The sequence below is a fragment of the Mucilaginibacter sp. P4_G9 genome, assembly GCF_056400985.1.
Genome location: NZ_JBFUKF010000121.1, coordinates 1 through 14367, shown reverse-complemented (window position 1 = coordinate 14367; position 14367 = coordinate 1). Strand labels below are relative to the sequence as shown.

The window sequence follows — 14367 nt, the reverse complement described above, 5'->3', positions numbered from 1 at the left end:
CTTCCTTACTTTTTTAGTAAATAAACTTTGAGCAGAACCACATAAAAAGGCCGTTACTCCTATCAGGGTAAATAATAATCTTCTCATTAATATGAATAACTGGTTAATCAGGCTTACGTGTTCGATACAGAAACCAATATAACCAAATGTAGTTTATTTTAATAAAATAAATGTGTAAATGACAATGAAGTTTTAAATGTTTTGCAGACCAACAGACTATAGAAATCTTTTTTGTCAAACCTGATAGAACTTTCGGCTTAAGTCAACATTGTTTTATGAGCAGCAGAAACTACGTCAAAGCATTCACTTAACCCAATGAACAAAGAGCTATCTTTCTTTGCAACGTTTTAATGTAATTATCAGTAAATCAAGTATATAACTTTAACAATGCCGCTTGCCAAAACGATTCAATTTATCATTTGTCAGCCTTTTTTATTTTTATCCTGGCAATGTATTTTCAGCTTTTCGTTCCCATTAATAGTTTTCAAACCTTCTTCATAACCAATCATATAAATTTCCTCGGCAGCATTCATGTCAAATATGCCGTAGCCGCCCAACCCATGCGGCTCAATTACAACATCACATAAAATTTTATGGGTATTAAGGGTGGAGTTGATTGCGATCATAGCAGCCCTGTCAATCAGGTTACCAAAAGATTTAATCTCTGTAACTATCTCTAAGTGATTACAGGACGAACCAATAATAAAATCGCAATTACCTACTAATGGTTCAACCGGAAAATTATTGAGCACCCCGCCATCTACATACATGTGATTGTTAAGCATAATGGGTTTGAAAATGCCCGGCAAACAGCACGATGCTAAAATCGCCATATCGAGTTCACCATCATTAAAGTACACCAGCCTTCCTTCACCCAGGTCAACAGCCGTAACAGTAACAGGAATTTTAAGTTTTTGAAAGGAATTGTGTGGAATATAGTGTTTTATTAAAAAGCGTGTTTTTAATATAGAGATCAAACCCGTGCTACCAAATGAGGGGCGCAGCAATTTAAGCAGGCTTGTTTGTTTAAGCATCTGTAAAAAATCTTTCGGCGCATACCCTTCCCCAAAAAAGGCTGCGGCAATTGCTCCGGCACTTGTGCCGGATATATGGGAGAACCTAATGCCATAATCGGTTAAGGCCTGCATAACTCCTAAATGAGACACCGCACGTACTCCACCGCCCGATAGTGCTAATCCTATATTAGTTGTTTTATTTTGATCGGCGTTTGTATTCATTTACATTTTAGCTTAATATGAGAACTTTAATATTTACTATAAAGTTTGAATCTTTTTAAGACCCATTTGCGGAGCTGTTTTTTAAAAACGTGAGCCGAAAGATATTAATTTGTTTGTTTTGAGAGGATGATTATTCCCGATCAGGCATTGCTATTCGTTTTATATGATATAGACAATGTAATTATACGTAAAAGTGGCAAATGTAGTTACTGGCCATAAGGTTTTTGATTACTAAACGCCTGACTTTTACATATTGGAACACAAGTAAACTATCCACAACATAAACTACTGAATATTAAATTATTAAAATACATTTTTTTAAACTTCCAGAAAGATACCTATTGATGGCCCTTTATTGGAATAAATAATTATGCAGAGCAGTATCAGTCATCATGGTTTGTATGCATGAATTAGAGATAAGGTACGGGTATTATAAACAGAATACAGGCCAAGTTTCGTGTGTGTTCGTTAAGCCTTGGTTTTAAATAATGGATTGCTTTACCGATGTTTGATTTAAATACTTAAAGCAACGGATCCAAAAAGCCAAACTATTAATATTACCATAATGCACAAAGAACATCATGTTACCAGTTCAGAAATCATCAGGGATGTTGTTATAGGCATGTCTGATGGTTTAACTGTTCCGTTTGCCCTGGCAGCAGGACTTAGCGGGGCCATCACTTCATCGGGACTGGTAGTAACAGCCGGCATAGCCGAAATAGTTGCCGGTTCAATAGCAATGGGTCTGGGAGGCTTCTTAGCCGGGCGTACCGAAGTTGATCATTATAATTCAGAACTGAAAAGGGAGTATAACGAGGTTGAATTAGTACCAGAACAGGAAAAGGCTGAGGTAAAAGAAGTTTTTGCGGAATTCGGCTTGTCAGCGCATTTGCAGGATGAAATTGCTGATGAACTATCAAAAGATAAAAAAAAATGGGTCGACTTTATGATGAAATATGAGCTTGGTTTGGAAGAACCAAACCCTAACAGGGCCACAAAAAGTGCCTTAACAATAGGATTCTCCTATATAGCGGGAGGAATTATTCCTTTATCACCATACCTTGTAATAGATAATGCGCAGGAGGCTTTAAATTACTCCTGTGCTGTAACTTCAATTTGCCTGTTTATTTTCGGTTATTTCAAAAGCAAACTTACAGGGCAGCCAGCACTGAGCGGGKCATTAAAAGTAGTTGTTATTGGTGCATTAGCAGCTGGTGCTGCTTTTGGAATGGCAAAACTTATAAATGGCAAGTAAAACTTAACACAACCAACTGCTTTTAATATTTTCCCTGGCTTATGAAGGGGCCATTTTTTCAGCAGTAGTTTTTTTGCAGTCCTATGCACAGGTCTGTTACCTCACGTCCAATATCAATAATATGCCCGCTACCTGTTCGTTGATAGCCGTTGATGCATTTATCATGCTGGTTATTATGTTTAATTAACAAAAACCTCATCAATAAACACCCAGGCCGGCTTTCCTTTAGCCGGATGCCAGTAAGGCACATTTTTAAGCGGTTTGGCTACTAATTTTAAGCAAGATATCAACCGGCCTGTTTTTAGCTTACACTCCAGGCTCATAGTAGCAAATGCATCGTTTTTAAGCGGCATTGCCGTGGTGGTATAACCTAAAAGTTTTAAGTGATTTTGATCTGATCCTCCCCATACTTCAATTTTAGAGGGTAAAAATATTTGCGAACCGGTGTTACGCATTACATTGAGGTTAACTGAATGCAAATCTGCAGGTTTATTGAACCACATCAGCATCTCTATATCTTTTTGCGATGCAATCCATTTACCATTACCAAAACTGTTTCCTCCCAGTTCTTTATCAATTATGGTTTTTGGGCCGTCGCCTTTGTATTTGTTATCCGGATATTTTAAAAAGGCCACACTATCAGGCGTATAAGCGCATTTATAAATATTGAATTGTGCCGTGTCGCTTCCTATCCATCCTGGTTTAAAGGCTCTGGCTTTTACAACTGTACTTTGTGTAAATATTACACCGGGTGTATACAACGCAGCGCGAACGCTATCTGGAACGCTGCCATTAGTAGTATAACGGATATCAACTCCTTTTATAGGATTGCTCAATTGGAGCTGGTAGCTTTGCTTAAATACAACAGTAGTGTTTTTTAACTGTGGACTGGTTAATTTTATGGCTTTTCCATCATCCTTAAACCCGGTTAAGAGCTTAAGCTGCTTGTTTGCTTTTTGCAAGGGTACAAGATCGGCAGTTTTTAAACCGGTGTCCCAAACAGCCAGTTCTGTTAAGCTTTTTATGGCCATTAACTGTTTTATATCTGTAGGCCTTAATTTTATACCTGCAACCGAAAGGCTTTTAAGATGCTTTAGAGCCACCAGTTCTTTTAACCMACTGCCGGTAATATCAGTAAAATTGACGTTAAGCCGGCGAAGATTTTCAAACTTTGCTATAACTTTCAGATCAGCATCCTTTACGGGCATTTTATTAAGGTCAAGAGACACAACCTGTTTTTTAATGGGGCTTAACTCTTTCAAAATCTGAATGTTATAAGTGCTTTTATTATATATATTAACCGCCAGGGCTGGCGATTCATTAGCCAACGGATAAATAACCCGATAATTATTGTTTAGCTTTTTAATATCCTTATCATCAGCAGCTTCGAAATCATAAACCTCTTCGATGCTTTCTGCAGGCTTTAACAGCGTTGATGCAATTACTCTTAATGAATCTGTTGCAGGCAGGTCAATAACTTTTTTCTTAAAATCGGGATTGTTTTTTACCCAAAGATAAAGGAGCATTTTTTCTTCATCTGTAAGCTGTGGTTTACCTGTAGGGGGCATGTGCTTTTTTTCTTCTTCGGGCAAATGCACCCGTTGAAGAAGCAAACTCATTGCCGGATTACCGGGTACAAAGAGTTTCCCGCTTTTCCCCCCTTTTAGTATCATCGCCGGGGTGGTGAGTATAAGACGGCCTTTCATTTTATCAGAGTTATGGCAGCTCTGACATTTCATCTCAAAAATGGGTTTTATCACATCCTGGTAAACCAATGCCTTATCAATTGGGACTCTGTTTTTCTCTTTGTCCATTATCGGCCCAAAAACAAAATCTTCGCCATGGGTAAGGTTGCCACCAAAATGGCCGGCAACTATTAAACAAAACACCGTTACCAAAGCCCCTGTTTTGGCCTGTGTTGCTGTATACTGGGGCGTATTGCGAATAAGATAGACCCCATAACCCATAAATGCCACGCATACGCCAAACCACTTGTGCCATTGCAAAGTATTACCCTCATAACCAGGCTCTTTAGATAACAACAAGCCCATAACAACTGTTATTGACGATAAAAGCGCCCCTAACACCAACAGGTAGTTGGTAAAGTTTTGATATAGTTTTTCATTTACAAACTCAACGCGGAAACGAAAAAATTCCATCACCATGGCCAATATGAGTATCACGATGGGAAAATGCAGTATCAATGGGTGCATCCTGCCTACCGGCTGTAGCCATTGCGGTACAACCAGGCTATTGCCAGCTACCAGTAAAACTACAATGAAAATATTTAGTGCAAATAATGCGCCGTCTGCAAAACCCTTATGGCTGCCTTTCATATATTAAGCAAGAGTGCTTTTTAATTAATTTCCTGTAAAATACTTCGGGGCTCCTAAACCCTGACCATCCTAAAAAGTCCAAACTGTGTTAGGTTATTATTCCCTTCACCACTTTCCCGGCAACATCGGTTAACCTGTATCTTCTCCCCAAACTTTTAAAGGTTAATTTTTCATGATCGATGCCCAACTGGTTGAGGATGGTAGCATGAAAATCATGCACGTGAACAGGATCTTTAACTATGTTATAACCAAAATCATCCGATTCGCCGTAAACTATGCCGGGTTTAATACCGCCACCGGCCATCCAGATACTAAAACAACGTGGGTGATGGTCGCGGCCATAATTGGCTTTTTCAAGCTTGCCCTGGCTATAATTAGTACGGCCAAACTCGCCTCCCCATATTACCAGCGTTTCATCAAGCAAGCCACGTTGCTTAAGGTCGGTAACCAATGCAGCCGATGCCTGGTCTACATCTTTCGCCTGTCCGGCCATTTCCTGTGGCAGATTACTGTGCTGATCCCATCCCTGGTGATATAGCTGTACAAAGCGTACACCGTTCTCCGATAGTTTTCTTGCCAGTAAACAATTGGCTGCATAGGTGCCAGGAATCAAACAATCCGGGCCATACATCTTCACAATATCATCTGATTCCTTAGATACATCCATAATTTCAGGCACAGCGGTTTGCATACGGTATGCCATTTCGTACTGCTGTATTTTGGTATTTATCTCGGGGTCGCCAAATTCTTTATAATTGATATCATTAAGAGCCGCCAAATTATCCAGCATTTTACGTCGCTCGTGCCGGTCCATTCCGTCCGGATCGTTAAGATACAAAATCGGGTTTTCGCCGCTGCTAAATTGTACACCCTGGTGAATGGAATCTAAAAAACCGTTACTCCATAGTTTAGAGTAAACACCCTGGCCATTGCCCTTACCCTTTGATAACAACACGGTAAATGCCGGCAGGTTTTTGTTTTCGCTGCCTAAACCATAGCTTACCCATGAACCCATACTGGGGCGATTACCCTGTTGCGCTCCGGTTTGTAAAAAAGTAAGCGCAGGATCATGGTTTATAGCATCGGTGTTCATGGAGCGGATAATGCATATATCATCGGCAATTTTACCAATGTGCGGGRACAGGTCGCTAACCCATGCCCGCGATTCGCCGTATTGCTTAAAATCATAAAATGAGCCCACAAGCGGGAATGATGCTTGTTTGGCGGTCATCCCTGTTAATATCTGGTTACCACGTACCGAAGGCGGTAGCTCCTGCCCCATCATTTCCCGTAGTTTCGGCTTATAATCAAATGACTCCAGTTGCGACGGCGCTCCATCCTGGAACAGGTAGATAACCCTTTTAGCTTTTGGTGCAAAGTTGGGTACCCCCGGTATGAAATCGGCTTCACTCTCGCCACCGCTGCCGCTAAAAAGATCCGGAATAAGTAACGATCCTAATGCCACACTACCAATGCCCAGGCTTAATCTTGAAAGAAACCTGCGCCTGTTTATATTCAGCCTGCTCTCTAAAAAATCTTTTTCCATTGGGTCAGGTTTTTGTTATCGCTTCTTCTAAATTATAAATAGTATCAACTACCTTCATCATAGCTGCCAGGGTTATTTTATCCAGGTTTGCAGGCACGGGGTATTCGCCTACACTTAGTAGTTTTCCGGCATCATTTTTTTTCATCCCTTTTAACTCGTCATTATAATAAGCTGTTAGTATGGCTAATTCTTTTTCCTGCGGATGCCGGCACATAATTAAACGGAACGCTTTGGTTATTTTATCTTTAGGCTGGCTTTTATCCTGTAATAACCCGGCAGCCAAAACCCGTGCTGATTCTAACACGGTAGGATCGTTAAGCATCACCAACGCTTGTAACGGCGTATTGGTGCGTAAGCGTTTTACCTCGCACTGATCGCGGTTACTGGCATCAAATATTCCTAATGACGCCGGAGGTACAGTACGTTTAATGAGCGTATACATGCCCCGGCGATAAAGGTTGGCCCCATGCACCTGTTTATAATTAGCCAATATCCCGCGGCCCGATGTAGCGTTTTCCCAAAGGCCGGGCGGCTGGTAAGGGTTTACACTGGGCCCACCAATAGAGCTGTTAAGCAAGCCGCTGCTGGCCAACACCAGATCGCGAACAAACTCGGCGGGCAGGCGGTAACGTGGGCTACGCGATAGCAAAGTATTTTCGGGATCTGTCTTTAACTTTTCAGAACTGATTACCACAGATTGGCGGTATGCGGCAGACATAACCACCTGTTTCACCAATCGCTTAATATCCCAGCCATGATCCATAAAATCAACAGAAAGCCAGTCAAGCAGTTCGGGATGCGAGGGCAGATCGCCTTGCATACCAAAATCGCCCGAGCTTTTCACTATGCCCTTGCCAAAAAACTCCTGCCATACCTGGTTTACAAATACCCTTGCAGTAAGGGGATTTTTTTTATTGAACATCCAATCGGCCAAACCGAGCCTGTTTTTTGGATAGTTAGCCGTAAACGGTAGTATCGATTTTGGAGTTCCGGGTTCAACTTCATCGCCATGGGCATCATAATTGCCGCGTTTAAGGACATAGGTTGGCCGTACCTTGTCGCTATCTGTCATTACAGACACGATAAGTTTATCAGTATCCTGCTTGTTTATAAACGTCAGGATCTTTTTAACATCCTCATTGCTGATTTGCATCATAGGCCGCTTGGCATAAGTTTCGGGTCCGCCAACGGTTGATTGAAGCCCCACCTCCTTTACATTGTTAAAAAAAGCAAACACCTGGTAATACTCCTTTTGCGAAAATGGGTCAAATTTATGATCATGGCAATGGGCGCATTCCAACGTAATGCCCAGCAAAGCTTTGCCAAAAGTATTGGTCCGATCGGTAACATAGCTTACGCGGTACTCTTCATCAATTACACCGCCCTCTTCGGTAATTTTGTGGTTACGGTTAAAGCCTGTTGCCAGCAATTGCTCTTTACTTGAATTTGGCATCAGGTCGCCTGCTAATTGCCAGGTTATAAATTTATCATACGGCATATTTTCGTTGAAGGCATGTATTACCCAATCCCTCCATGGCCATTGCGTGCGGTAATTATCGTCCTGGAAACCATGCGAATCGGCGTAGCGGGAAACATCAAGCCAGTGCAGGGCCATTTTTTCACCATACTGTGGGCTTGCCATTAACTGATTAACCACCTTTTGGTAAGCTTCGGGGCTTTTATCGGCCAAAAAGTTGTCCATCATTTGCAGGTTTGGCGGCAAGCCGGTAAGATCAAGGGATACCCGCTTCAGCAGTCGTTCTTTATCAGCCTCTGGATTTGGATCAATGCCCCTTTGCTCCAGTTTTTGGAGCACAAAGTTATCTATCGCGTTTTTAGGCCATGCCGTATTTTTTACCTGTGGAATAGGATAAGCACGCGGAGGAACAAAGGCCCAGTGTTTTTCGTATTTAGCGCCCTGTTTTATCCACTTTTTAATCAAAGCAACCTCAAAGGATGTTAACTTTTTAAGGTTTGATGATGGCGGCGGCATTTGCTCGGCCGTATCTTTTGTAGATATACGGCGATATACTTCAGACATTAGCGGATCGCCGGGAACCAGGGCATGGGCAGTTGGGTTATCTTTTAGTGCTTTATAGGCGCTTTCGGGCATATCAAGCCTCAGATCAGCTTCGCGGTGAGTGGCATCAGGACCATGACATTTATAACATTTATCAGATAATATAGGGCGGATATTAAAATTATAGCTGACGATATCGGGCACTTGTTCGGCATCACCCTGACCAGACGAATTGCAGGCATGAAGCGTATACAAAGCACAGGCTGCTATCACGAGCCATACATAATATAACTTCCGGAACATTGGCTTAAAATTGGTTAATTGGTCTACAGAAATTTAAAATTAAGAATTTCAATTGCAATTTACAACTTGATTTCAATTATGTATATACAATTATACTTAACTCATTTAGCAACCAGGTATATATAAATAAAAAAGGCCTCAGCTAAATTGCCAAGGCCTTTTTTATTTAAGAAATACGTTAAAATCTTTACTGCTTAGGCGCCGTTGTCGTAGCCGGCGCTTTACCTATCAAATCCATAAACTGATCGAGCTTAGGTGTGATGATAATTTGGGTACGCCTGTTTTGGCTTTTACCAGATGGTGTGCCATTATCGGCAACAGGGTTAAATTCGCCCCTGCCACCTGCTGTTAAACGTTTGGGATCAACATTATAATTGTTCTGCAAGGCCTGAACTACCGATGACGCCCTTAAAGCACTTAAATCCCAGTTGTTACGGATGTTAGTTTGTTTAATAGGCACATTATCGGTATTACCTTCAATCAGTACATCATAGCTCGAATAATCCGAGATGATCTTGGCTATTTTACTCAACGTTGCTCCTGCCTTATCAGAGATCTCATAACTGCCCGATTTGTAAAGCATGTTATCTGATAACGATATATAAACTACTCCCTTAAGCACTTTCACATCCACATCCTGCATTTCTTCTCTGCTTAAGGAGCGTGTAAGGTTGTTGGTTAACACCATGTTAAGCGAGTCGCKTTTGTTTTTTGTTTCAACCAGGTGCTTGATGTATTTATTAGAAGCATTGATCTCATCTACCAGTTTTGCAATATTTACACCTCCCTGGTTATTACCCGCCAAACATTTATTTAAGGCATCCTGCAAGGCTGCCGAGTTCGCTCTCTCTGAAGCGATCTGTTCTTCCAGGCTTTTTACCCTGCCGGTTGATACGGCCAGAGCTTGTTCACTTGTTTGGTATTTTACGCTAAGATCGCGGGTGCTGTTTTGTAATTGGGTGTAGTTACCCTGTAACTCTTTATATTTTTTATTGCTCACGCAACTTTGAGTTACCGTTGCGACAATAAGTATCAACGGTACTAAATGATGTATTTTCATGGTATTTACGTTTATATTACCGGTTATAATGTATTTATGACCAGCTTAGCTGTACAAACAAAATTCGGACCGAAAAGTTTCCTTTATACAAATGAGCCTTCGTTACTGACAAGATAATTTACTCATAACTCCTCCATCCTTTTCATAATACTTCGCTTATCCCCGTCTGATTTTGCAAGCGAAAGGGCCTTCGCAAAATGTTCTCTGGCTTTCAAATCGTCAATACCGGTATAAAGTTGACCCAGTAACGCAAAGTAAAAGTGGTTACCTTTTAGCTCCAGCTTTTCGGCCTCAATGATTGCCACTTCCTTCCCATTTGCTTTTGAAAGCGCATATGTGCGGTTAAACGCCGCAACAGGTGAGTATTCTATCTGCAGCAATCGGTTATAAAGCTGTAAAACATTTTCCCATTTTTCTTTAGTATCTGCCCGTTGAGTGCTCCAATAAGCTATTTCGGCCTCCAGGTGATATTTTGACAATTTATTCCCGCTTGCGGCGCAACTTAAAAAATATACCCCTTTGCTTATTAAATCGGTATTCCATAGGCTTATATCCTGTTCTTCGTATAAAATATGTTCTCCATCTTTATTAAACCGGGCTTCAAACCTGGAAGCGTGGAAACACATGAGCGAAAGCAGCGCATTTACCTGGGGCTTATTGGTATTTTGATTTTCCACAAGCATAGTACATAAACGCATAGCTTCAAGGCAAAGCTCCTTCCGGAGCGTTTTATCCTGGCTAATGGAGTAATATCCCTCGTTGAACAACAAATAAATAGTTGTCAGTACAGGAGCTAAACGTTCATCAATTTCGGCTGGTACGGGGAATTCGATCTTTATTTTTAGTTCCCTTAGTTTCTCTTTAGCCCTGAATAACCGTTTATTAATAGTTTCCTTGTTGCTAAGGAATGCATCTGCTATCTCCTGGATCCCAAAACCACAAAGGATGCGCAGGGATAAGCCAATCTGCGCTTCAACGGTAATTGTTGGGTTGCAAATTGCAAACATCATCTGCAACTGGCTGTCGTTAATATTTTGTGGCGACAGGTCAATCTCCGTTTCGTAATAACCAGGGGTTCTATTGAGTATTTCGGCGGATACTTTGCTTTCAAAGGTGATATTTCGCTGCAGATAATTTTTAGCCTTGTTTTTGGCTACGTTATAAAGCCAGGCTGGCGGATTTGGCGGCACACCATCCAGTCCCCATGCATGCGTAGCGGTAAGGAAGGTTTCGCTGGCAATATCTTCAGCAATTTCTACCTGGTCGAAACCAAAACGGTTGCAAAGCACAGCTACAATTTTCCTGTACTCTGTTCTGAATAAATGTGGTATTAGTTGGTCGTTGTACATAGCGTCAATAATGTACCAGGCATGTTTATATAGCGATAGGGTTTGCCCCCCCCATCGCTATGGGAAAATTTTAAGCATTGGAGTGACCGCCCGTTATTTGCCTCACCTCAACACTGTTGCCTTCTCCCAATAATATCGGGCAGGCTTTTGCCATGCTTACGGCTTCATCAAGGTCTTTCGCTTTTATGGTTACAAAACCGGCAATTGATTCCTTAACCTCGGCAAAAGGGCCATCGGTTATCACATTGTTAAACTTTAAAACTTTGCCTTCTGTTGATAAGGCCGTACCACCAACAAATTTGTTTTGAGCAGCAATGCCGCCTACCCAATCATGATACATTTTCATGTACCCCTCCAATTGCTCTGGTGATGGCTGCGCTTCTTTGGTTATCAGGTCCAAACGCATCAGGATTAAGAACTCGTTCATTTTGTATTGGTTTAAATTGGCTGCCGGTTGGCTGCCGGGTTAATAAATATATGAATTATACCCCAATAACAAATGAAACAAGGGGTATTGGACAACCGGGTGAAAAAAACTGCACAAAAAAAGCCACTAACAATTAGCGGCTTTTTATTTTTATCCTGGTTCTTGATTTCGTCCTTTTTATTTGCCCCTTCTTCTCCGTTCCTTTACTATCAGGCTCAGCTCACGGCTCATTTGCCCGGCTATAGCGGTATTTTCCTGTGCCCGGCGAAACAAGTACGGCAATACCGCTTTTATTGGGCCATAGGGCACATATTTAGCGACATTGTACTGCGCATCGGCCAGGTTAAAGCTCAGGTTATCGCTCATTCCCAACAATTGCGAGAAATATACATGGGGATGTTTATGATCAATACCTTTGGCATCTAACAGTTCGGCCAATAAACGGCAGCTTTCTTCATTGTGGGTCCCGGCTATAAAGGCAATCTGATCAATGTAGCTGGTGCAATAATCAAGCGCCGAATCATAATCAAGGTCGGTTGATTTTTTATCAGGTTGGATTGGTGAATTGTAACCCATTTCTAAAGCGCGCTTACGCTCTTTTTCCATATAAGCGCCCCGCACAATTTTGGCTCCCAAAATAAACCTTTCGCTTTTTGCTATTTCATGGTCGTTTAATATCGATGCCAGTTTATCATGCCTGTACATTTGGTAGGTATTATAAACAATAGCTTTTTTGGTGTTAAACTGCGTCATCATGGTTAAGGCCAGCAAATCTATGGTTTCCTGGATCCAGCTTTCTTCAGCATCTATCATTACCGGTACATTGCTGGCATGTGCCTTATCACAAATGGCCAATACCCTGCTTTGAACTCTCTCCCACTCCTTCTCTTCTTCAGGTGTAAGTGGTAGCCGTGCATCCAGCTTTTCCAGCAAGGCAAAACGGCCAACCCCCGTTACTTTAAATACTGTTAAAGGGATGGCTTTGTCTTTAGCTGCTCTTACTACCGTCCTGATGATCTCATCGCGGGTGCTGTCAAAAACGGCTTCATCATCTTCACCTTCTATCGAGTAATCTAATATGGTGCCTACTCCGCCGCTATATAAATTTTTTATCGTGTTATCACACTCCGCAATGGTTTCGCCACCGCAAAAGTGTTTAAATATGGTGGCTTTGATAAGGCCCTTAATTGGCAGGCCTATTTTTATTGCAAAATTGGTTACCGGCGGACCGATCTTTACTAAAAAGTTAACATTAATTATCCGGAACAACCAGTAAGCCCGGCTAAGGTCTGTATTAGATGAATGACGAAAAGCGATTTCTGTATTTTCAAAAGAAGGCTTAGCGTGTGTGGATTTGTTATTAGTTTCGTTAGAAAGCATGTGCAAAATTATAAAATGATAACTCATTATTCCACGAATAGTTTATTTTTGCCCCTCCATGATTGAATTTAAGTTAACAGGCGACTATATCCCGATGATACAATTACTAAAGGCTTCCCATTTGGTATCAACCGGTGGTGAAGCACAAATAGTTGTAAGTGAGGGCGAAGTGACCTATAACGGCCAGGTGGATTACCGTAAACGCCTTAAAGTTAAACGAGGTGACCTGGTTGAATTCAGAGGAAATAAAATCATGGTTATTTAAATTATGACTACTATTCAAAGCGACAATTACCCCATTTACTTTGATAACAGCATTGATGAACTTGCTAATTTTGTAAAGCAAGGTCATTATTCAAGGTTTTTTATTTTAACTGATGAAAACACTGCTGAGCATTGCCTGCCCCTTGTAAAAAGTAAAATTGAAGACCAGGACAATTTTGATATCATCGAGATAAACGCCGGTGAAGAAAGCAAGGACATTGATTTTTGCATAGGCATCTGGAAAATGCTGATTGACTTTGGCGCCGACCGCAAAAGCCTGTTAATCAACTTAGGTGGCGGCGTTATCAGCGACCTTGGCGGTTTTGCCGCGTCTACATTTAAACGTGGGATTGATTTTGTACATGTACCTACTACCCTGTTATCCCAGGTGGATGCATCAGTTGGCGGCAAAACCGGGATCGATATCGATAGCATCAAAAATATCATTGGTACCTTTACCCCACCCAAAGCGGTATTTATTGAACTAAGTTTTTTAGAAACTTTACCCCCAAGACAAATACTCTCCGGCCTGGCCGAAATGCTAAAACATGGACTGATCCAGGATGCAAACTACTGGAATCAGCTTAAAGCAAGTGACCTAAATAAGCCATCGGCTGCACTGGTTCATCGCTCGGTAGAGATAAAAAACAAGATAACCATTGAGGATCCGCACGAAAAAGGAATCCGCAAGGCGCTAAATTTTGGTCATACAATAGGCCATGCTATTGAAACCTATTCATTGATCAATGATGATGATCATTTATCACATGGGGAAGCAATAGCTATAGGCATGATCTGCGAATCATATCTTGCACATAAAAAAACCGGGCTATCTGCCGAAGAGTTGAAGGAGATTACCGAAACATTGAATAGTTTGTACCCTCGTTATACCATTAAGGAATCAACATTTGATGCTTTACTGGAGATCATGAAAAAGGATAAGAAAAACCAAAGCGGTAATATAAATTGCACCCTGCTGACCAATATAGGTCAATGTAATATTGATAATATCTGCACAGAAGTCGAACTTTGTGATAGTTTATTGTATTACATTAATTTATAATGGACCATTTAGATAAATCTGAAATAAGTGCGCTTGTAATACTTTGCCTGCTGGTTGTTTTAACCCTGGTTGAAATGGGTTTAAGCTATTGGGAGGACAGGCATTACTATCAAACACGTGATACAC

11 protein-coding genes are annotated in these 14367 nt (G+C 41.3%); 3 read left to right on the top strand and 8 right to left on the bottom strand.

Translation table 11 applies throughout. From position 1 onward, the window contains the following. Positions 1-422: 422 nt before the first annotated feature. On the bottom strand, positions 423-1238 hold the full coding sequence (locus tag AC1DPZ_RS12475) for a patatin-like phospholipase family protein (protein WP_477403750.1): 816 nt from the start codon (positions 1236-1238) through the stop codon (positions 423-425). Positions 1239-1803: 565 nt separating this feature from the next. On the opposite strand from AC1DPZ_RS12475, the gene AC1DPZ_RS12470 reads away from it, so the two are divergent. Next, entirely contained in the window at positions 1804-2493 is a 690-nt protein-coding gene (locus tag AC1DPZ_RS12470) for a VIT1/CCC1 transporter family protein (protein WP_477403748.1), read from the top strand. Positions 2494-2672: 179 nt separating this feature from the next. Here the strand turns inward: AC1DPZ_RS12470 and AC1DPZ_RS12465 are convergent, their stop codons facing one another. The 7 genes from AC1DPZ_RS12465 to AC1DPZ_RS12435 form a co-directional block, all read right to left on the bottom strand. Next, positions 2673-4829: a c-type cytochrome domain-containing protein gene (locus AC1DPZ_RS12465; protein WP_477403746.1), complete on the bottom strand. Its 2157-nt coding sequence runs from the start codon at positions 4827-4829 to the stop codon at positions 2673-2675. A gap of 88 nt (positions 4830-4917) precedes the next feature. Next, complete coding sequence (locus AC1DPZ_RS12460) at positions 4918-6375, bottom strand: DUF1501 domain-containing protein (RefSeq protein WP_477403744.1); 1458 nt, start codon at positions 6373-6375, stop codon at positions 4918-4920. Between the two features lie 4 nt (positions 6376-6379). Next, on the bottom strand, positions 6380-8698 hold the full coding sequence (locus AC1DPZ_RS12455; RefSeq protein WP_477403742.1) for a PSD1 and planctomycete cytochrome C domain-containing protein: 2319 nt from the start codon (positions 8696-8698) through the stop codon (positions 6380-6382). A gap of 187 nt (positions 8699-8885) precedes the next feature. Continuing rightward, complete coding sequence (locus AC1DPZ_RS12450) at positions 8886-9758, bottom strand: OmpA/MotB family protein (protein WP_477403740.1); 873 nt, start codon at positions 9756-9758, stop codon at positions 8886-8888. Positions 9759-9880: 122 nt separating this feature from the next. Next, positions 9881-11107 (bottom strand): RNA polymerase sigma factor, encoded by a 1227-nt coding sequence (locus AC1DPZ_RS12445; RefSeq protein ID WP_477403738.1) that lies wholly within the window; start codon positions 11105-11107, stop codon positions 9881-9883. A gap of 70 nt (positions 11108-11177) precedes the next feature. Further along, positions 11178-11534 (bottom strand): YciI family protein, encoded by a 357-nt coding sequence (locus AC1DPZ_RS12440; RefSeq protein ID WP_477403736.1) that lies wholly within the window; start codon positions 11532-11534, stop codon positions 11178-11180. A 177-nt stretch (positions 11535-11711) separates the two neighbouring features. Then, positions 11712-12914 (bottom strand): proline dehydrogenase family protein, encoded by a 1203-nt coding sequence (locus tag AC1DPZ_RS12435; protein WP_477403734.1) that lies wholly within the window; start codon positions 12912-12914, stop codon positions 11712-11714. A 58-nt stretch (positions 12915-12972) separates the two neighbouring features. Between AC1DPZ_RS12435 and AC1DPZ_RS12430 the strand changes: the two genes are divergently transcribed. Together AC1DPZ_RS12430 and aroB are read left to right on the top strand one after the other, a co-directional pair. Further along, complete coding sequence (locus AC1DPZ_RS12430; protein WP_477403732.1) at positions 12973-13179, top strand: RNA-binding S4 domain-containing protein; 207 nt, start codon at positions 12973-12975, stop codon at positions 13177-13179. A 3-nt stretch (positions 13180-13182) separates the two neighbouring features. Then, positions 13183-14241 (top strand): 3-dehydroquinate synthase, encoded by a 1059-nt coding sequence (gene aroB, locus AC1DPZ_RS12425; RefSeq protein WP_477403730.1) that lies wholly within the window; start codon positions 13183-13185, stop codon positions 14239-14241. The last annotated feature ends 126 nt before the right edge of the window (positions 14242-14367 follow it).

Excerpts from the sequence above, each read along its gene's own strand:
- AC1DPZ_RS12475 (WP_477403750.1), bottom strand. The coding sequence starts at position 1,238 with ATGAATACAAACGCCGATCAAAATAAAACAACTAATATAGGATTAGCA.
- AC1DPZ_RS12455 (WP_477403742.1), bottom strand. The coding sequence starts at position 8,698 with ATGTTCCGGAAGTTATATTATGTATGGCTCGTGATAGCAGCCTGTGCT.
- AC1DPZ_RS12445 (WP_477403738.1), bottom strand. The coding sequence starts at position 11,107 with ATGTACAACGACCAACTAATACCACATTTATTCAGAACAGAGTACAGG.
- AC1DPZ_RS12440 (WP_477403736.1), bottom strand. The coding sequence starts at position 11,534 with ATGAACGAGTTCTTAATCCTGATGCGTTTGGACCTGATAACCAAAGAA.
- AC1DPZ_RS12435 (WP_477403734.1), bottom strand. The coding sequence starts at position 12,914 with ATGCTTTCTAACGAAACTAATAACAAATCCACACACGCTAAGCCTTCT.
- AC1DPZ_RS12430 (WP_477403732.1), top strand. The coding sequence starts at position 12,973 with ATGATTGAATTTAAGTTAACAGGCGACTATATCCCGATGATACAATTA.
- aroB (WP_477403730.1), top strand. The coding sequence starts at position 13,183 with ATGACTACTATTCAAAGCGACAATTACCCCATTTACTTTGATAACAGC.